This is a genomic window from Rhodosalinus halophilus (assembly GCF_003298775.1).
Taxonomy (GTDB): domain Bacteria; phylum Pseudomonadota; class Alphaproteobacteria; order Rhodobacterales; family Rhodobacteraceae; genus Rhodosalinus; species Rhodosalinus halophilus.
In genome coordinates this window covers 1-19,281 of record NZ_QNTQ01000010.1, presented here as the reverse complement: position 1 = coordinate 19,281, position 19,281 = coordinate 1, and the positions used below count along the sequence as shown (strand labels likewise).

Here is a 19,281-nt window from a genome sequence, read left to right as displayed (position 1 = left end):
GAGCGATCCCTCGCCGTCCTCGCCCTTCCTGATCGCGGGCGGCGCGCCGAGGCCGCGTTTCTTCAGCCCCTCCTGCTCGCGGGCGTTGGCCCTTGCGGCCGGCGGCAGCTTGCTGTCGAGCGGACTCATGCGCGTCTCCCTTTCTCGTCTGTCGCGGCGCGTCCCTGTCCCGCGCCGCCTCGGTCCTTCTTCTTGGCGGAAATATCCCGGGGGGAGTCGGCGCAGCCGACGGGGGGCAGCGCCCCCCTGGCGACCTCGCCGTATGCGCGCCCCCGGATCATTCCGCCGCGATCCCTTCCATACGGTCCTCGAGCGCGTCGGCCGCGTCCTGCAGCGCCGCGAGCGTCGCCGCGTCGGGCTGCCAGTAGGCGCGGTCCGAGGCTTCCAGAAGGCGGTTCGCCATCCGGCTCGAGGCCTGCGGGTTGAGCTCGGCGAGACGCGCGCGCATCTCGTCGTCGAGCACGAAGGTCTCCGAGATGCGCTGGTAGACCCAGGGCTCCACCGCGCCGGTGGTCGCCGACCAGCCGAGCGTGTTGGTCACCTGCGCCTCGATCTGGCGCACGCCCTCCGAGCCGTGGCTCAGGAGCGCCTCGTAGAACTTCGGGTTGAGCGAGCGCGACCGCGTCTCGAGCGAGACCTGCTCGGCCAGCGTGCGCACCTTGCCGGTGCCGCGCGTCGTGTCGGAGATGTAGACCTTGGCCTCCTCGCCGCCGCGCGCGCGCTTCACCGCGCGGCTTATGCCGCCCAGCGTGTCGAAGTAGTGATCCACGGTGGTGACGCCGAGCTCGACGGACTCGAGGTTCTGATAGGCGAGCTCCACGTCGCCGAGCGCGGTGCCCAGAAGCTCGGGCTGCGCCGCGGCCTTGCCGTCGCGCCCGTAGGCGAAGCTCTTGCGCGTCTGGTAGGCGTCGGCCAGCTCGTCCTCGTCGCCGAAGGCGGAGCTGTCCACAAGCTGGTTCACGTTCGAGCCGTAGGCGCCTTCCGCGTTGGAGAAGACGCGCAGCGCGGCCGTCTCCATGTCGCAGCCGATCTTCTCGGCGTAAGCGAGCGCATGGGCACGGACGTGGTTCATCTCCTCCGGCTCGTCGGCCGTCGCGGCCTTCCATGCGGCCTCGGCCAGCATCCGCGTCTGCAGCGGCAGCAGGTCGCGGAAGATGCCCGAGAGCGTCATGATCACGTCGATGCGCGGGCGCCCGAGCTCTTCCAGCGGGATCAGGTCGGCGCCGGCGAGGCGTCCGAAGCTGTCGAAGCGCGGCCTCGCCCCGATCAGCGCCAGCGCCTGCGCGATCGGCCCGCCGTCGGACTTGATGTTGTCCGAGCCCCAGAGCACCATCGCCACGCTCTTCGGGATCTCGGCATGGGTGGCGAGCAGGAGCTCGGCCTGCTTCGCGCCTTCCCGGCAGGCGAACTCCGTCGGCATCCGGAAGGGATCGAAGGCGTGGATGTTGCGCCCCGTGGGCAGCACGTCGGCCGAGCGGATCAGGTCGCCGCCGGGCACCGGCGCGGTGTAGCGCGCGTCGAGCGCCTTCAGCAGCGCCGGGATCTCGTGGTCCTGCGTCAGAAGCTCGGCGACCCGCGCCTTCGTCTCGTCGTCGGCGTCCTCGATCAGGCCGAGGTAGTCGGTCACCTGCGCCTCGGTCATCGGCCGGCCGAGCACGTGCAGCCCCTCCGGGATCAGCGCGTCCTCGGTTTCCAGGAGCTTCAGCCACAGGTCTTCCGGCGGCGTGCCGCCCATGTCCACGGCCTCCGCCTGTTCGGCGATCAGCGTCTCGAGCTCGCCGCGCGCCGGGTCGCTCCCGGCCATCTCGCGCCACCGCGTGAGCGACTCCTTGAGCTCCGAAAGCCCCTTGTAGAGCCCCGAGGCGGCGAGCGGCGGCGTCAGGTGGGTGATCGTCACCGCCCCCGAGCGCCGCTTGGCGAGGCTCGCCTCGGAGGGGTTGTTCGAGGCGTAGAGATAGATGTTCGGCATCTCGCCGATCAGCCGGTCGGGCCAGTCCATCGCGCCCATCCCGGCCTGCTTGCCCGGCATGAACTCCAGCGCGCCGTGCATCCCGAAGTGCAGGATGGCGTCGGCCTCGTAGGTGTTACGGAGCCAGAGGTAGAAGGTGACGAAGGCGTGCGTCGGCGCGAAGCCCTTCTCGAAGAGCAGCCGCATCGGGTCGCCCTCGTAGCCGAAGGCCGGCTGCACGCCCACGAAGACCTTGCCGAACTGCGCGCCCAGCACGAAGACGCCGCGCCCGTCGGACTGCACCTTGCCCGGCGCAGGGCCCCAGACCGCCTCGATCGCCTTGAGCGGCGGGGTATTCTTCACGATCTCGTCGGCGCTGACGTGAGCGGCGACGTTCGCCTCCTGCCCGTATTGCGCCGCGTTGCCCTCCAGCACGGCGGCGCGCAGGGCCGCCACGCTCTCCGGCGGCTCGAGGTCGTAGCCCGCCTGCGCCATCCGGTGCAGCGTGTTGTAAAGGCTTTCCCACACAGCGAGATAGGCGGCCGTGCCCACCGCGCCCGCGTTTGGCGGAAAGCCGAAGAGCACCACGCCCACCTTCTTCTCGGCGTTTTCCTTGCGGCGCAGGCGGATCTGGCGCTCCACCCGCTCGGCGAGGCTGTCGATCCGCTCGTGGCAGGGCGCCATGTCGCGGCTCTCCTGCTCCACGTGACAGGCGTAGCGGCAGCCCTTGCAGGGCTCCGTCCCGTGCCGCCCGGCGAAGACGCAGGGGTTGGTCGCCCCGTCGAGCTCGGGCAGCGCGATCAGCATGGTGGTCTCGATCGGCCCCAAGCCCTGTGGCGAGCCGGCCCATTGCGCAAGCGTCTGGAACTCCAGCGGATGCGCAGCCAGATAGGGCACGTCCAGCCCCTGCAGCACCTCGACCGCCGCCGCGCTGTCATTGTAAGCGGGTCCGCCAACCAGGCTGAAACCGGTGAGCGACAGAAGCGCGTCGATCTTGGTGCCGGCCGCGTCACGGAAGAAGCGGTCGATCGCCGGCCGCCCGTCGAGCCCGCCCGCGAAAGCGGGAAGCACGCGCAACCCCCGCGCCTCCAGCGCGCGGATCACCGCGTCGTAATGCGCCGTGTCGCCCGACAGCACATAGCTCCGCATCATGAGGATCCCGACGGTGCCCTTCGGCGCCTCCGGCGCGGGCAGCGCCGCGGGCTCCTCCACGATGCGCTCGGCCAGGTCCGGGTGGTAGAGTCCCACCTCCGGATATTCCACCGGCGCGGGCGCTTCGCCGCCGCGCCAGGCCTCGTGCCGGCAGTAGCGCGAGATCAGGAAGCGCAGCATCGCCTCGATGTTGTCGTCCGACCCGCCGAGCCAGTACTGCATCACCAGGAACCAGGCGCGCAGATCCTGCGCCTTGCCGGGGATGTATTTCAGGATCTTCGGCAGCCGCCGCAGCATCCGCATCTTGCTCTCGCCCGAGTCGGACGAGGGTTTCGACGAGCCGCGCAGCCGCTTGATCAGCTTGCGCATCCCGCTCTCGGGCGCGGCCATGTCGAGCGTACCCATCCGGGTGAGCTTCACGATCGAGGCGTCGGCGATCACGCCGGCCATCGCGTCGCAACGGTCGCGCCGGGCCTGCAGATGCGGCAGGATCGGCTTCACATGCTCCTCGAGGAAGAGCAGGTTGGCGATCACGATGTCGCCCTGCTCGATCGCCTCGACCGCGCGCTCGAAGGCGGCGGGTGTCTCGCCCCATTCGGCCGCAGCATGCAGCGAGACCGAGAGCCCCGGAAACTCGCGCGAGAGGTGCCGCGCCACGCGCTCGCAGGCGCTTGCCGCATGGGCGTCGAGCGTGAGGATCGTCACGCGATAGCCGGGCAGCCGCCCGGTTATGCCGGTGTCATCGCGCATAATGGGCCTTCGCCTCGTAGAGGGTATCCACGCTGATCTCGGCGACCCCGCGCTCGCGCGCGAAGGCCTCGGTGTTCCGCTTCGCCTTGCCGCGCACGAAGAAGGGAATCTTCTTCAGTTCCTTCTCCGCCGCAGGCAGCCAGATCACCTCGATGCCGCCCGGCACCGCGCCCGTTCCTTCTTCTTGGGTCGAAATATCCCGGGGGGAGTCCGGCGCAGCCGGACGGGGGGCAGCGCCCCCCTCTTCCGCCGGCGCGGCCGGGCGCTGCGCCGGGGCGTGCGCGGCGTGATGCGATGGCCCCGCCTCGTCGTTGAACTCGAAGTCCTCGCGGAACATGTGCAGCAGGTGCTCCTCCAGCCCCATGACGAGCGGGTGCACCCAGGTGTCGAAGATCACGTTCGCGCCCTCGAAGCCCATCTGCGGCGCGTAGCGGGCGGGGAAGTCCTGCACGTGCACCGGCGCCGAGATCACGGCGCAGGGGATGCCGAGGCGCTTGCCGATGTGGCGCTCCATCTGCGTGCCGAGGATCATCTCGGGCGCGGCGGCCTCGATCGCGGCCTCGACCTCGAGATAGTCGTCGGTGATCGTGGCCTCGACGCCGTAGTCCTTCGCCACGCGGCGGATGGTGCGCGCCTGCTCGCGGTTGTAGCAGCCCAGGCCCACCACCTCGAAGCCCATCTCGTCCCGCGCGATGCGCGCGGCGGCGGCGACATGGGTGCCGTCGCCGAAGAGGAAGACGCGCTTGCCGGTGAGATAGGTCGAATCGACGCTCGCCGAGTACCACGGCAGGCGCAGCCGGCTTTCGTCCGTGCGCACGGGCAGGCCGGTGATGTCGCTCACCTCCCGCAGGAAATCGCGCGTGGCGCCGACGCCGATCGGCACGGTCTTGGTGTAGGGCAGGCCGAGCTCGCGCTCCATCCAGCGCGCGGCGCTCTCGGCGGTTTCGGGATACATGAGCACGTTGAAATGCGCCGCCCCCAGCCGCGTCAGATCCTCCGGCGTCGCGCCCATCGGGCCCACCACGTTCACGGCGATACCCATCTCCTGAAGGTGGCGCGCGACCTCCGTGATGTCGTCGCGGTGGCGGAAGCCGAGCGCCGTGGGGCCGATCAGGTTCGCGGTGATCTCTTCGGTCTTCTCCACCGGCCGGGCGAGCGCCTTGACCAGCTGGAAGAAGGTCTCGTCGCAGCCGAAGTTCTCCTTGCGCTGGTAGCTGGGCAGCTCCAGCGGCACGATCGGGATCGGCATGCCCATCGTCTCGGCCATGCCGCCCGGGTCGTCCTGGATGAGCTCGGCGGTGCAGGAGGCCCCGACGATCATCGCCTGCGGCTGGAAGCGGTCGTAGGCGTCCCGGCAGGCGGTCTTGAAGAGGTCCGCGGTGTCGCTGCCGAGGTCGCGTGCCTGGAAGGTGGTGTAGGTGACCGGCGGGCGATGGTCGCGCCGCTCGATCATGGTGAAGAGCAGGTCCGCGTAGGTGTCGCCCTGCGGCGCGTGCAGCACGTAGTGCAGATCGGTCATGCCCGTGGCGACGCGCATCGCGCCGACATGGGGCGGGCCTTCGTAGGTCCAGACAGAGAGCTTCATTCCGCGGCCTCCAGCTTCAGAAGGTCGTGGCGGCGGATCGGGCGCGAGAAGAGCCCCGCGAGGTCGCCCGCCTGCTCGTAGAAATGCACCGGCGTGAAAACGAGCTCGATCGCCCACTTGGTGGTCAGCCCCTCGGCCTCCAGCGGATTGGCGAGGCCGAGGCCGCAGACGGTCAGGTCCGGCCGCGCCGCGCGCACGCGGTCGAGCTGCAGGTCCACGTCCTGCCCTTCCGAGATCACCGGCCCTTCGGCCATCAGGTCCATGTCCGGGCCGACCACCTGCTTGTTGATGTAGGGGGCGCCGACCTCGACCGCCTCCATCCCGCACTCGCGGGTCAGGAAGCGCGCCAGCGGAATCTCCAGCTGGCTGTCCGGGAAGAAGAAGATCGAGCGGCCGTTCAGCACCTCTGCGGCCTGCGCCACGGCGCGGCGGGCGCGGGCGCGCGGCGCCGCGGTGACCTGCTCGAAGCGTTCCTCGGAAACGCCGAACTCGCTTGCGACCGCGCGCAGCCAGGCGGTCGTGCCCTCCTCGCCGAAGGGGAAGGGCGCGGGCAGGTGCCGCGCGCCGCGGCGCTCCAGCCCCTGGAGCGTTTCGCCGAGGAAGGGCTGCGTGAGTGCGACGACCGTATTCGGCCCCACGGCGACCTGGTCGCTCGCCCGCGCGGCCGGCAGCACGGTGACAGGGCCGACGCCGAGCTGCTCCAGCAGGTCGAGCGCCTGGTCCTCCACCACGTCCGGCAGCGCGCCAACGAGCATGAGCTGGCGCGCGTCGGTCTCGGGCAGGACGGGCACCATCGAGGCGAGGCAGGCATCCTCTCCTTCCGTGAAGGTCGTCTCGATGCCGGAGCCCGAGTAGTTCAGCACCCGCACCCGCGGCGCGTGGCGCCGGGTGAGGCGCTCTGCGGCGCGGGCGAGATCGAGCTTGATGACCTCCGATGGGCAGGAGCCCACGAGGAAGAGCTGCCGGATGTCAGGCCGGCGTGACAGCAGACGCTCCACCTCGCGCTCGAGTTCCTCGTGCGCGTCGGCCAGCCCCGCCAGATCCTGCTCTTCGAGGATGGCGGTCCCGAAGCGCGGCTCGGCGAAGATCATCACGCCGGCGGCGGACTGCAGGAGATGCGCGCAGGTGCGCGAGCCGACCACCAGGAAGAAGGCGTCCTGCATCTTGCGGTGGAGCCAGATGATTCCCGTCAAGCCGCAGAACACCTCGCGCTGGCCACGCTCTTTCAGAATCGGGGCGTTGCGGCAGCCGGTGGCGGGCGGGGGTGCGAAGCTTTGGGTCATGCGGCCTCCTGCTGGGCGGCTGCGGCCTCGGCGGCCTCGGCGCCGAGGCGCGCCATGCGGAGTTTCCAGAGGAACTGGCCGGCGTTGACCACGTAGGCGGCATAGGCCGCGAGCGCGATCGCCATCTCGGCGTTGGACGAATAGCCGCCGGCCCAGAGCGCGTAGAGATACCAGGTGTGCAGCGCGATCACCGCGAAGGAGAACACGTCCTCCCAGAAGAAGGCGGGTGCGAAAAGATACTGGCCGAACACGATCTTTTCCCAGATCGCGCCGGTGATCATGATGGTGTAGAGAACACCGGTCTTGATCACGATCGACCAGGTCGCCGCGGCGTAGCCTTCGCCCGTGAGCAGGAATCGCACGACCAGCGCCAGCGACACCAGGAACACGAGAAACTGCAACGGGGCGAGGATGCCCTGAACGAGCGTCCAGACGCTTTCGTCGCGGCGCACGCGCTGCTCCGGCGTGTAGAGCACGGGGGCCGGTCTGGTCTGGCGGCTGGGCCGGTGGGCCATGTCTCCTCCGCGGGCTCTCCGGTGATGACTGGATGCTACGGGGAGGACTCGGAAAGTGTCAATCCTAATTTACACTCTGACATGGCCCGGGGTGTCAGATCGAATGGACTACCCACGAGGCGGAGGCGGGGAGAGCGCCCGAAAATGATGTCGCTTCAAAACTATATGAAAAACAGGAAAAAATTCTCACTCCTGAATCAGGGATATAGGCTGAAGATGGCCTGCAAGATGTCAAGAATGTTTGACAGTTCGAGGTATGCGGCCGCACACTGATCCCGATGGTTGGCCAGATCCGCCGATTCAGGATGGCCAGCCCCGCCTTGGGACGGAGGGCAGCATGAAAGACGATCTCGACAGCTGCAACGAAGGTCAGGGCGGGATGCGCGGCATACAGAGCCTGGCCGAGTCGGCGCTGAAGATTCTCGCCGACAGCCGGCAGGGCGATCGACAAAGCGTCACGGGGGACTGGGTCGAGCGCCTTTGCGACGCCGTCGTTTCCGATTCGGAGACGAGCCACCACCGCGTGATTTCCGCCATGGTTTCCAGCGGGATCCGGAGCGACGACATCTTCGATATCTACCTGCCTGCCGTGGCGCGGGAGCTGGGAGAGCGCTGGATGCGTGACGAGGCGACCTTCGTCGAGGTCACTCTGGGCACAGGGCGGCTGCAGACGCTTCTGCGCGAAAGGGCGGAGCGCGGGCGTGGGGGCGCGGATGCGGCCTCGGCCTGCAGTGTGCTGCTGGTGCTCCCGCCATTCGAGGCACATGCGCTGGGCGTGTTTATCGCGGCCGACCAGTTCCGCCGGCTCGGCCATTCCGTGCAGGTTGCCGTCGCGCCCTCCGCGGCCGAGCTCGGCCGCCTGCTGAGCGACCGCGAATTCGCGATGCTGGGGCTGACCTGCGCGACGCGCCGGGCGATTCCCGAGCTGCGAGAGTATGTGGCTTCGATCCGTGCGCAGGCGCGTTCGGTGCCGCCGGTCGTGATCGGCGGCCCCTTGGTTGCATCCGAGCCGAATCTCGCAGAAACAATCGGCGCAGATCGAATTGCAGCAACTTGTCAGGACGCTCTTGCCGCCTGCGGGCTTGTATCCGAGCCTGAAGCGCTATGTATAGAGGGTCAGCCGTGAGCGAGGGGGCATCGCGGCGCTAACGTCGAAGGGACCGCCGTGACCAAGCAGGGCAGGATGTCGGATCGGGTGCGCGTCGGCGTCCTTCCCGCGCCCTCCCGCATCGAGCGGATCATCGAGCAATTCGCCGATCTCGCCGTCGCGATCGATCGCGACGGCAAGGTATTGGGGATCTCCGTCAGTCCCGAAAGCCCCTATCTTGGGTGTCTCGATCACTGGATCGGGCGCGACTTCCGCAATTTCCTGACGGAAGACAGCCGCTCCAAGTTCGAGGACCGGATCGCCACTGTCCTGTCGGACCCGGAGGCCGTGGTGCGGCCGATGGAGCTCAACCACGCCGACAACGCGAATTGGGAATTCCCGATCCGCTACACGATCCATGACGCGGGCGAGGACTATGGAATCCTGCTTCTGGGCCGCGACATGCAGCCCTTCGCCGACATCCAGCAGCGCCTGGTGCGCGAGCAGCTCGCGCGCGAGCGCGACGCGGAGCGCTTCCGCGGCGTCGAGACGCGGTATCGCGTGGTCTTCGACGCCTCCGAGACGCCGATGGCGATGGTGGAACCCGACACGGGCCGCGCGCTCGATCTCAACCGCGCCGCGATGCAGTTGCTGGGCGTCAAGACAGACAACCTCAGCGCCAACGCCTTCGCGCAGTGCTTCGAAGGCCGCCGCAAGGGCGAGTTCGGCGAGGCGCTGAAAGCCGCTGCCGCCGCCGATGACGCGCAGGGCGTCCCTGCGGTGATTCGGCGCACCAGTTCGGAGGTTCGCCTCTTCCCCGAGTTCTTCCGCGCCTCTGGCGAGGTCGCGATGCTGTGCCGCATCCTGCCGGTCACGGACGAGGATCAGGCGGGCCGGGATTTCCAGCGGTCGCTCGCTCAACTCTACGACAGCACGAGCGACGCCATCCTGCTGACCGACGCCAAGGGCACGATTCGTGAGGCGAACGAGGGGTTCCTGCGTCTGACCGACGCCGCGCAGCTCCGCGACGTGCAGGGGCGGCCGCTTGCCGATTTCCTGGCGCGCGGATCGGTGGACATGAAGCTGATCCTCGAACAGCTCGAGCGGACGGGCCGGCTCAAGGGCTATTCGGCGCAGATCGAAAGCGTCGTGGGCATGCGCGCGACGGCCGATATCTCGGCCACGCGGCTCAACGGCCGCAGCGACCGGCATTTCGGCTTCGTCATCCGCGAGGTGAGCGCCACACAGGCCATCTCGGTCGCCGAGGCGGGCGCGACCATGAGCGAGGAGGCCATGACCAACGTCATGGATCTCGTGGGTACCGCCTCGCTCAAGGAGCTCGTCAGCGCGACGACCGACGTGGTCGAGAAGCTCTGCATCGAGACGGCCGTGCGCCTGACCGACAACAATCGGGTCGCTGCGGCCGAGATGCTCGGCCTGTCGCGCCAGAGCCTCTATGTGAAGCTCCGCAAGTATGGCCTTCTCGACAGCGGATCCGACGCCGACGAGCCGGGCGCATAGGGCGTTCGTCCCTGAGAGACGGCGGCGTCTGGCTGCCTTGCAATAAGCTGGCCGCGGTACCTTCGCTTCATCGTAAAAAAGACATCGACCATATGAGGCGGCCAGGCGGCGTCTGACTGGCCGAGGCCTGTCAGAAAGGGCTTTACCGACTCGAAAGTGTATAGTTTACTTGACACCATGAGTGTCATGGAAAGCATGCAGCCCTCCGTGGATGCGCGTCGCGCCCTGCCCGAGCCGCGGGCGGTGTTGACGCTTCTGAAGCCGATCACCTGGTTCCCGCCGATCTGGGCCTATCTCTGCGGGATCGTCTCGGTGGGCGCCAACCCGTTGGACTCATGGGCGCTCGTGCTGCTCGGCATGGTGCTGGCCGGTCCCATCGTCTGCGGGATGAGCCAGGCCGCGAACGACTGGTGCGACCGCGAGGTTGACGCGATCAACGAACCCGACCGCCCGATCCCCTCGGGCCGCGTGCCGGGACGCTGGGGGCTCTGGATCGCGCTCGCCATGTCGGGCCTTGCGCTGGTTGTCGGCTGGCAGCTCGGGCCCTGGGGCTTCGGGGCGACGATCCTCGGCGTGCTCGCCGCCTGGGCCTATTCGGCCGAGCCCGTGCGGCTGAAGCGGTCGGGCATCGCGGGGCCGGGCCTTGTAGGCCTCTCCTACGAGACGCTGCCGTGGTTCACCGGCGCCGCAGTGCTGTCCGCAGGAGCGCCTTCGCCCGAGATCGTGACCATCGCGCTGCTCTACGGCATCGGCGCGCATGGCATCATGACCCTGAACGATTTCAAGGCGCTGGAGGGCGACCGGCAGACGGGGGTCAACTCGCTGCCCGTCACGCTGGGGCCGGAGCGCGCGGCGCGCGTGGCCGCCTGGGTGATGATCCTGCCTCAGATCGCGGTCTTCACGCTGCTCGCGGGCTGGGGGCAGACCTGGCACGCGCTGGCCATCGCCGTGCTGATCGCGGGCCAGCTCTGGGCCGCGAGGGTGATGATGCGGGACCCGAAGGCCAAGGCGCCGTGGTTCAACGGCACGGGCGTGGCGATGTATGTCTCGGGCATGATGATCGCGGCCTTCGCGCTGCGCGGGCTGGGGGGCCTCTGAGATGACGCTCTCGTGGCTTTCCATCGCGCGGCTCGGGCTGGTGCAGATGTGCCTCGGCGCCATCGTGGTGCTGACGACCTCGACCCTCAACCGGCTGATGGTGGTGGAACTGGCGCTGCCCGCGGTGCTCCCCGGTCTGCTTGTCGCGCTGCATTACGGGATTCAGATCACGCGGCCCAACTGGGGGTTCCTGTCGGACGCGGGGGGCAACCGGACCATATTTATCGTCGGGGGCATGGGCGTGCTGGCGCTGGGGGGCCTGGGGGCCGCCTGGGGCGTCGCGCTGATGGAAGCGAGCTTCGCGGCGGGCCTGAGCGTCTCGATCGCGGCCTATGCGCTCATCGGTGTTGGCGTGGGCGCCTCGGGCACCTCGCTGCTGGCGCTGCTGGCCACGGCCACGGCGCCGCACCGGCGCGCGGCGGCGGCCACGATCACATGGCTGATGATGATCTTCGGCATCGCGGCGACGGCCGGCACGGTGGGCGCCTTTCTCGATCCCTACAGCCACGCGCTCCTGCTCAGGATCGTGGCCATCGTGGCGGGGGGCGCCGTGCTGCTGACGATCCTCGCGGTGTGGGGTGTCGAGCGCGGGGTCGAGGCGCAGCCGGCGCATGACGAGCAAGGGTTCGTCGAGGGGCTGAAAGAGGTCTGGGCCGAGCGCCACGCGCGCAACTTCACGATCTTCGTGTTCCTCTCGATGACCGCCTACTTCATGCAGGAGCTGATCCTGGAGCCCTACGCTGGCCTCGTCTTCGGCCTGACGCCGGGGGAGTCCACATCGCTGTCGGGCGCACAGAACGGCGGCGTCTTCGTCGGCATGCTGGTCGTGGGCATCGCGGCTACAGGGTTGCGGCTGGGCTCGCTCCGCTCCTGGGTGATCGCAGGATGCCTGGGCTCCGCAGCAAGCTTGGGCGCGATCGCCGCGGCGGGCAGCGCGGGGCTGGCCGCGGCGCTGATGCCGGCCGTGGTGGCGCTGGGCCTCTTCAACGGGATGTTCGCCGTCGCCGCGATCGGGTCGATGATGGCGCTGGCCGGGCAGGGGCGCGAGGCGCGCGAGGGCACACGCATGGGGCTCTGGGGCGCGGCGCAGGCCATCGCCGCCGGTTTCGGCGGGCTGACCGGGGCGGCGGCCGCCGACCTGATGCGCACGCTCACGTCGAGCGATGCCGCCGCCTTCGGCACCGTATTCCTTGCCGAGGCGGCGCTCTTCCTCGTCGCCGCCCTCATGGCGCTGAAAGTGATCGAGACCGCGCGCGCGCCCCGCCGCGCCGCGCTCATGCCGGGAGAATGAGTGATGTATGACGTCGTCGTCGTGGGCGGGGGGCCGTCCGGCGCCACCGCAGCCGAGGATCTGGCCCGCGAGGGGCGCAACGTGGCCTTCATCGACCGCGAGGGGCGGATCAAGCCCTGCGGCGGCGCGATCCCGCCGCGTGCGATCCGGGATTTCGACATTCCCGAGGACCAGCTGGTGGCGAAGATCACCACCGCGCGGATGATCTCGCCCACGGGGCGGCGCGTCGACATCCCGATCGAGAACGGCTTCGTCGGCATGGTGGACCGCGAGCATTTCGACGCCTTCCTGCGCGACCGCGCGGAGGCGGCGGGGGCCGACCGCTACCGCGGCACCTTCACCAAGATCGAGCGCGACGCGGAGGGCACCCATGTCCTCTTCCGCGACAAGGAGAGCGGCGAGACGCGGCGGCTGACCACGCGCCTTGTCATCGGCGCGGACGGCGCGCGCTCGAACGTCGCACGGCAGGAGGTCGCCGGGGGCGACAGGATTCCTTACGTCATTGCCTATCACGAGATCATCGAGGCGCCCGGCAAGGTGGGCGAGTATGACCCCGAGCGCTGCGACGTGGTCTACGACGGCGCGATTTCGCCCGACTTCTACGGCTGGGTGTTCCCGCACGGGAAATCGGCGAGCGTCGGCATGGGCAGCATGGTCAAGGAGGTGGATGTCAAGAAGGCGACCGCCGACCTTCGCGTGGCGAGCGGCCTGGCCGACTGTCCGACCATCCGCAAGGAGGGCGCACCCATTCCCCTCAAGCCGCTCGACCGCTGGGACAACGGGCGCGACGTGGTGCTCGCCGGCGACGCGGCGGGCGTGGTCGCGCCCTCCTCGGGCGAGGGGATTTTCTACGCGATGATCGGGGGACGCGTGGCCGCCGCCGCGGCCGCCGCGACGCTGGAGACCGGGCAGGTCGCGAAGCTGAAGCTCGCGCGGCACCTCTTCATGCGCGAGCACAAGAGTGTCTTCAAGATCCTCGGCGCGATGCAGGACGCCTACTACAAGTCCGACGCGCGGCGGGAGCGCTTCGTCTCGCTCTGCCACGACATCGACGTGCAGCGCTTGACCTTCGAGGCCTACATGAACAAGGAACTGGTGAAGGCCCGGCCGCTTGCGCACCTGAAGATCGGGCTCAAGAACCTAGCCCACCTCTCGGGCCTCGTGCGGGAGACCTACGTATGACGCTGACGTTGCCCGCATGGGTGGGCGGCACGCTGATGCCGGTGGAAAAGCTGGAGGCGCATCGCCGCGGCCTGCGGCACAAGGCGGTGTCCGTTTTCGTGCTGCACGGCGAGGAGGTGCTGCTTCAACGCCGGGCGCTGGGCAAGTATCACACACCGGGGCTCTGGGCGAATACCTGCTGCACGCATCCGCACTGGGACGAGCCGCCCGAGGCCTGCGCGCGCCGGCGGCTGGCCGAGGAACTCGGGATCACCGGCCTGCCGCTCGTCCATCGCGGGCGGGTGGAATACCGGGCCGATGTGGGCGGAGGGCTGATCGAGCACGAGGTCGTCGAGATCTTCACGGCCGGCGCGCCCGACCGCATCGTCCCCGATCCTGACCCCGACGAGGTGCTGGAGACTCGGTGGATGCCCCTTGCCGCGCTGCACGCGGACGTCAGACGCGCCCCGGAGCGTTACACGCCGTGGCTGCGGATCTATCTCGACCAGCACGCCGAGGACATCTTCGGCCGCGTGCCGGCCTGACGGACCCGGCATGCCATGCCGGGCGTTGGTCTTCCGAAAGGAGGAAGACCCATGTCGCCACCCGATACCAATCTCGAGAGGGAAAAGCGCCGGCACCGTCCCGCCCTGATCGGAATAGGCGCCGTTCTCGTCTTTGCGCTGATCGTGGTGTTCGCGCTCGCCGTCACCGTGACCGACGGCGAACGTCCCGAGCAGCCGCAAGCTGCGCCGGACGCCACGGACACCGCGCCGGCGGAATGATCTATGCGTTTCGCCCCTGCCTTGGCGCGGGGGCGAAACGCACGATGACCGCGTAACGACCGTCTGACACAGTCTGGCGCAGGCTCGCTTCGAGTTGCGAGGCGAAGGCGCGGATCAGCAGCGATCCAAGCCCCGATGCCCCTTCTGTCTGCGCCCCCGGCGCGATGCTGTTCTCGATCGTCAGCTCGATGGCGCCATCTTCTGCGGCCTCGTCGCGGGTGAGGCGAATCCGCAACCAGCACGCCCCTTCCTCATCCGGTTCCACGTACTTCAGCGCGTTGGTGACGGCTTCTGCCGTCAGCAACGCGAGCGGTGCGGCCTGATCCGGCTCCATGGTGACGGGCTCGAGATCGAAGTCGAGGCGCAGGGGCGTGCGGGCGCTGCTCCCGAGCGCGGCCAGCTGCCGTGCGACATCGTCGATCAGCGTATCGGCCCGCACCCGCGCCATGTCCGGCGACTGATAGAGCTTGCCGTGCACGGTCGCGAGGCTGGCGAGCCTGTCCTGAAGGTCGCGGATCGCCGCGCGCACCTCGGGCGAGGTGGCGCGGCGTGCCTGCATGTTCATGATGGAAGACATCAGCTGCAGATTGTTCTTCACCCGGTGGTGCACCTCGCGCAGGAGCACCTCGCGCTCGTAGACCTTGTTCTCGAGATCCGCCTCGTCGCGGGTAATCGTCTCGGCCATCCGGTGGAAGGTGCCCTCGATGTCACGGAGCTCCGAGGCACTGTCATGCAGCGTTGGCGAGATCGGGATCTGCCGGCGGTCGGCGAAGCTGCGCATCGCGCGACGCAGCGCCCCGATCGGCCGAAGCACGAGTCGCTGCATCGACAGCATGGCGACGGCGAGGCTCACCAGCCACATGGCCACCGGGAAAGACAGAGACGAGAGGAAGAGCAGGGTCTGACCGGGCAACGGCCCGCGCGCCGGCCAGCTCGCCAGCGCATAGGCCTGCCCCGGCGCGATCGGGACGATCGCGAATTGCCGGGCTTCGCCGGCCCGGTTCATCGCGGCGAAGCTCTGCGAGCCGCCGCCCACGAGCTCGCTCAGCGACAGGAAATCCGGCAAGATGTCTTCGACCAGCGCACCGTCTGTGCTCGCCGTCAGTATGTCGCCGTTGGCGCGGAAGGTGACCAGCTGCACCTCCGGGCCGAAACCGAGGCGGTCGCGCGCCTCTTCGAGCATGCGTGCGGGAAACGAGAGCGACAGGAAGCCGCGCAACGCACCGTCCGACGCGCGCACCGGCTGACTGACGATGATCACGGGCGCCTTGGTCACCTCGCCGCTGGCGTCGAACGAAAGCCCGGTTCGCGGGTTCGCGAAAAGCGCGTCGGCCTGGACGGTCGGTTCGAGTTCGACCATCCCGCCGGTCGAATTGCAGCGCGAGATGCCGCCGGGTTCGACGAAACCGATGAAGGACATGCGCGGCTGCGTTTCGGCTGACTGCTGCAACAGTCTCATGCAGTCTTCGGAGCCCGGCTCGAGCACGGCGAGGGCATCCGCCAGGCCCGATGCCAGTCCGAGCGCCGAGAGGATCGCCTCGCGCTCGGGCGTGGCTATGCGAACCGCCTCGGCAAGCCGGTCGGCGCGATAGGTGGCGTCGGCTACCTGCATCGCCCTTGTCGTCTGCAACACCGCGATGATGCCCACCGGCAGCAGGGCGAGCGTGAGAATACCCGCGACGATCGTGAGCAGGGAACGCGGGCGCTTGCGATCTGTCCCGTTCGCCGCGGTCTGGCGGCTTTCCCTTTCGACATCCAGCGAACTTGTCCGCTCGCCCGGGTTCACCCCGACCTCGGGTTCTCGGCGATGACTGCCAAGGTTCTCTGATCCGTCAACTCGAGCGACTCGCGCTCTTCGACGCCCAGCAGTTCTGCCAACCGCTTGCGGCCCCGATTGGCGCGGCTCTTCACCGTGCCCACGGCGCAGCCGCACATTTCGGCCGCGTCCTCGTAGGAAAAGCCCTGCGCGCCGACGAGGATCAGAACCTCGCGTTGCTCGTCAGGAAGCTGTTCGAAGGCGGCGCGAAAATCGGCCATGGCGAGGCGACCGTCGTGATCCGGCTTCTCGGCGATCCGGCCGGCGAGCGCGCCGTCGGCGTCGGCCACCTCGCGCCGGGCGCGGCGGCGGTCCGAGTAGAAGGTGTTGCGCAGGATCGTGAAGAGCCATGCGCGCATGTTGGTGCCGGGCTCGAACTTGTCGATATTCGTCCAGGCCTTCACGACGGTGTCCTGCACCAGGTCGTCCGCACGGTTGATGTCGCGGGTGAGCGACAGCGCGAAAAGGCGCATCGGCTTGAGGTGCTCCGCGATCTCGTCCCTGGGATCCCGCGGGGTGCCGCCGCTTTCGGCGGCTGCCGTCTTGCGCAGGGCGGAAGCGTTCATTTGTCGCCCTCCTGTCTTCGCAACTGCTCCAGAAGCGAGCGGAAGCGCTCGGGCACCTCGTCTTCCACCAGGTCGTCATAGACCCGGCGCAGATTGGCGTCGATCAGCGAGTCGGGATCCGATTCGTCGCGCGGGCTGTCCGTCTTGTCGTCGGAGGGCTTGTCATGCAGCACCCTTCCGCGTGATGCCCGTTCATCCGTTACCTGCATTGCGTCTTGGCCTCTCTATTCTTTTCACGACGTAACGTTGCCTCTGCCAACGCGCGCGTCCCCGGCGGGTTCCCTGGACTTGCGAAGATTTTCCCATCGCGCGCGTGCAGCCTGCAGCTGCGGCGCCCTTCTACCTAACGGAAAACCTGCACGACCAGCGTGATCACGAAAAGCACCAGAAAGACGACGAAGAGGATCTGCGCTATCCCCGCCGAGGCCGAGGCGATGCCGCCGAAGCCGAAAAGCGCGGCGACCAGTGCGATGACCAGAAAGATGGCGGCCCAGTAGAGCATGGGACCTCCTTGCGCGGTTTGACGATGCCGTAGCAACATCGACGTCGGGCAAGTGGTTCCGAGATCGTCGTGCAACGCCTGGGTTCAGCCGTCTCCGAGCTTGCTGAGCGCGGCGTGCAGCGTCGCGGTCGTGAAGGGCACGTCCAGCGCGATCACCGAGGTGTCGACCTCGGCTGTGTCGATATCCTCACGCGTGGCGAGCCAGACGAGCCGGCCGCCCTTGCCGCCCAGTGTACGCAGCAGGCCCGAGCTTGCGAGCTCGGCAGGTGGTTCGGCCGAGATGAGCGCGTGAACCTGCGGTCGGCGGCGCAGCAGATCGAGCGCCTCCTCGGGAGCGCTGCACAGGTGGACGCGCGCGTCGGGATCCCACTCTGAGATGCCGGCCGAGATGTCCTCGGCGATCACCGGGGTCGCGTAGCACACGATGTATTCGCGATACGTACGCGCTTGGTCCGGATCGTTCGGCATCAGCAGGCGGTCGGCTATGGGTTCCGTTGTCATTGTGCGATCATGGAACTCTCGTGCGCCCTCGGCATTAAAATTTGACATAGCGCGGAGGGGTAGAACGTTGGCGACGGATTGCAAGGACTGTCCGCTCAGGCGGCTGGAGCTGTTCCGCGACTTCTCGCCGGAGGAACTCCGGTTCATGCAGCGCTTCAAGACCGGCGAGATGCAGGTCGAGGCCGGCACCACCGTGCTGCTCGAAGGGGCCAAGGCGCCGCAGCTCTACACCGTCCTGCGCGGCATGGGGGTGCGCAGCAAGGCGCTGGGCAGCGGCCGGCGGCAGGTGCTCAACTTCGCCCTGCCGGGCGATTTCCTGGGCCTTCAGGCCGCCATGATGGCCGAGATGACCTATTCGGTGGAGGCGGTGACGCCGATGCGGCTCTGCGCCTTCCGCCGCTCCGATATCTGGGATCTCTACAAGCGGTTCCCGGAACGCGCCTTCGACCTGACATGGGCCGGCGCGCTGGAAGAGCGGTTTCTTGGCGAGGCGCTGACCTCGCTGGGCCAGCGCCCCGCGCGCGAGCGCACGGGCTGGGCGCTGCACACCCTCTACCGGCGCCTGCAGGCCCTGGGGCTCGAGCACAGGACCGAGGGCGTGCCCTTCCCGTTCCGCCAGCAGGACCTCGCCGATGCGCTGGGCCTGTCGCTCGTGCATACCAACAAGACGCTCGCGCGGCTGCGGGCAGAGCAGCTTCTGACCTGGGAGGACGGGCGGCTGCGGATCCCCGACCCGGACCGGCTGGCAGAGGCCTGCGGCGTCGAGCCCACCGAGCCCGGCCCGCGCCCGCTCATCTGACCGCGGCATGGGGCCACGGTTGCACCGGGCGGGCCAAGCGTGCAGGACTATGGCACCGCAACGGGAGCGAGGTGAGAGGACGTGCTGCGAAACGATCTGCTCGAACAGTGGGACCGCGAGAGCTTTCTGCATCCCTCGACGCATCTGGCCGAATTCGCCCGCGGCAACGCGCCCCAGCGCGTGATCCGCGGCGGCGAGGGATGTCACATCGAGGATCGTGAGGGCAATCGCCTGCTCGACGCCTTCGCCGGGCTCTACTGCGTCAACGTGGGCTACGGCCGCCAGGAAATCGCCGAGGCGATCGCCGAACAGGCGCGCGAACTGGCTTATTACCACGCCTACGTTGGCCACGGCACCGAGGCGAGCATCCGGCTGGCCAAGATGATCCTCGACCGCGCGCCCAATCACATGAGCAAGGTCTATTTCGGGCTCTCGGGCTCGGACGCCAACGAGACCAACGTCAAGCTCATCTGGTATTACAACAACATCCTGGGCCGGCCCGAAAAGAAGAAGATCATCTCGCGCTGGCGCGGCTACCACGGCTCGGGGTTGATGACCGGCTCGCTCACCGGGCTGGAGCTTTTCCACAAGGCCTTCGACCTGCCATTGGTGCAGGTGCTGCACACCGAGGCGCCCTACTACTACCGCCGCTCCGACGTCTCGATGAGCGAGGAGCAGTTCGTCGCGCACTGCGCCGCAGAGCTCGAGGCGCTGATCGAGCGCGAGGGCGCGGACACCATCGCCGCCTTCTGGGCCGAGCCGGTGCTGGGCACCGGAGGGATCGTGCCGCCGCCCAAAGGCTACTGGGAGGCGATCCAGCCCATCCTCAAGAAGCACGACATCCTCCTGGTGGCCGACGAGGTGGTGACCGGCTTCGGCCGGCTCGGCACCATGTTCGGCTCGACCCATTACGGGCTGGAG

General features: G+C 68.5%; 18 protein-coding genes. 9 read left to right on the top strand and 9 right to left on the bottom strand.

Annotated features, from left to right (window positions below; all coding sequences use genetic code 11):
* Positions 1–277 precede the first annotated feature (277 nt).
* From DRV85_RS11305 to bchF, 4 genes are read right to left on the bottom strand one after another with little or no spacing between them, the layout of a single operon-like run.
* On the bottom strand, positions 278–3,850 hold the full coding sequence (locus DRV85_RS11305; protein WP_113289580.1) for a magnesium chelatase subunit H: 3,573 nt from the start codon (positions 3,848–3,850) through the stop codon (positions 278–280).
* Positions 3,840–5,435 (bottom strand): ferredoxin:protochlorophyllide reductase (ATP-dependent) subunit B, encoded by a 1,596-nt coding sequence (gene bchB, locus DRV85_RS11300; RefSeq protein WP_113289579.1) that lies wholly within the window; start codon positions 5,433–5,435, stop codon positions 3,840–3,842. The genes DRV85_RS11305 and bchB overlap by 11 nt, the downstream gene beginning before the upstream one ends.
* A complete protein-coding gene (locus DRV85_RS11295) occupies positions 5,432–6,718 on the bottom strand; it encodes a ferredoxin:protochlorophyllide reductase (ATP-dependent) subunit N (RefSeq protein ID WP_113289578.1) in 1,287 nt (428 codons plus the stop codon). Before DRV85_RS11295 ends, bchB begins: the two co-directional genes overlap by 4 nt.
* A complete protein-coding gene (gene bchF / locus DRV85_RS11290; RefSeq protein WP_113289577.1) occupies positions 6,715–7,233 on the bottom strand; it encodes a 2-vinyl bacteriochlorophyllide hydratase in 519 nt (172 codons plus the stop codon). The genes DRV85_RS11295 and bchF overlap by 4 nt, the downstream gene beginning before the upstream one ends.
* A 337-nt stretch (positions 7,234–7,570) precedes the next feature.
* Between bchF and DRV85_RS11285 the strand changes: the two genes are divergently transcribed.
* From DRV85_RS11285 to DRV85_RS11255, 7 genes are all read left to right on the top strand, one after another.
* The gene (locus DRV85_RS11285) at positions 7,571–8,359 is read left to right on the top strand and encodes a cobalamin B12-binding domain-containing protein (RefSeq protein ID WP_158540148.1); all 789 of its coding nucleotides are present in this window, start codon (positions 7,571–7,573) and stop codon (positions 8,357–8,359) included.
* 39 nt (positions 8,360–8,398) lie between these two features.
* Positions 8,399–9,841 carry a transcriptional regulator PpsR gene (ppsR, locus tag DRV85_RS11280; protein ID WP_233495483.1) on the top strand — a complete coding sequence of 481 codons (1,443 nt, stop codon included), beginning with the start codon at positions 8,399–8,401 and terminating at the stop codon, positions 9,839–9,841.
* A 177-nt stretch (positions 9,842–10,018) separates the two neighbouring features.
* Positions 10,019–10,939, top strand: coding sequence for a chlorophyll synthase ChlG (gene chlG / locus DRV85_RS11275; RefSeq protein ID WP_113289574.1), 921 nt, complete (start codon positions 10,019–10,021; stop codon positions 10,937–10,939).
* A gap of 1 nt (position 10,940) precedes the next feature.
* The gene (locus DRV85_RS11270) at positions 10,941–12,230 is read left to right on the top strand and encodes a BCD family MFS transporter (protein ID WP_113289573.1); all 1,290 of its coding nucleotides are present in this window, start codon (positions 10,941–10,943) and stop codon (positions 12,228–12,230) included.
* 3 nt (positions 12,231–12,233) lie between these two features.
* Positions 12,234–13,412 (top strand): geranylgeranyl diphosphate reductase, encoded by a 1,179-nt coding sequence (locus tag DRV85_RS11265; RefSeq protein ID WP_199525905.1) that lies wholly within the window; start codon positions 12,234–12,236, stop codon positions 13,410–13,412.
* Positions 13,409–13,936, top strand: a complete 528-nt coding sequence (gene idi, locus DRV85_RS11260; RefSeq protein ID WP_113289571.1) for an isopentenyl-diphosphate Delta-isomerase — start codon at positions 13,409–13,411, stop codon at positions 13,934–13,936. The genes DRV85_RS11265 and idi overlap by 4 nt, the downstream gene beginning before the upstream one ends.
* Before the next feature lie 51 nt (positions 13,937–13,987).
* Complete coding sequence (locus tag DRV85_RS11255) at positions 13,988–14,176, top strand: hypothetical protein (protein ID WP_113289570.1); 189 nt, start codon at positions 13,988–13,990, stop codon at positions 14,174–14,176.
* Between the two features lies 1 nt (position 14,177).
* Here DRV85_RS11255 and DRV85_RS19530 read toward each other — a convergent pair whose 3' ends face one another.
* The 5 genes from DRV85_RS19530 to DRV85_RS11230 all read right to left on the bottom strand — a co-directional run bounded on the left by DRV85_RS19530 (position 14,178) and on the right by DRV85_RS11230 (position 17,561).
* Positions 14,178–14,861, bottom strand: a complete 684-nt coding sequence (locus DRV85_RS19530) for a sensor histidine kinase (protein ID WP_275401721.1) — start codon at positions 14,859–14,861, stop codon at positions 14,178–14,180.
* Between the two features lie 1,097 nt (positions 14,862–15,958).
* Positions 15,959–16,558: an RNA polymerase sigma factor gene (locus tag DRV85_RS11245; protein ID WP_113289568.1), complete on the bottom strand. Its 600-nt coding sequence runs from the start codon at positions 16,556–16,558 to the stop codon at positions 15,959–15,961.
* Positions 16,555–16,731, bottom strand: a complete 177-nt coding sequence (locus DRV85_RS19180) for a NepR family anti-sigma factor (RefSeq protein ID WP_233495482.1) — start codon at positions 16,729–16,731, stop codon at positions 16,555–16,557. Before DRV85_RS19180 ends, DRV85_RS11245 begins: the two co-directional genes overlap by 4 nt.
* Positions 16,732–16,901: 170 nt before the next feature.
* Entirely contained in the window at positions 16,902–17,060 is a 159-nt protein-coding gene (locus tag DRV85_RS11235; protein ID WP_113289567.1) for a DUF1328 domain-containing protein, read from the bottom strand.
* Positions 17,061–17,144: 84 nt separating this feature from the next.
* Complete coding sequence (locus DRV85_RS11230) at positions 17,145–17,561, bottom strand: hypothetical protein (RefSeq protein WP_147238833.1); 417 nt, start codon at positions 17,559–17,561, stop codon at positions 17,145–17,147.
* A 67-nt stretch (positions 17,562–17,628) separates the two neighbouring features.
* Between DRV85_RS11230 and DRV85_RS11225 the strand changes: the two genes are divergently transcribed.
* Entirely contained in the window at positions 17,629–18,360 is a 732-nt protein-coding gene (locus tag DRV85_RS11225; RefSeq protein WP_233495481.1) for a Crp/Fnr family transcriptional regulator, read from the top strand.
* Positions 18,361–18,441: 81 nt separating this feature from the next.
* On the top strand, positions 18,442–19,281 hold an 840-nt coding region (locus DRV85_RS11220; RefSeq protein WP_113289564.1), incomplete at its 3' end, for an aminotransferase class III-fold pyridoxal phosphate-dependent enzyme.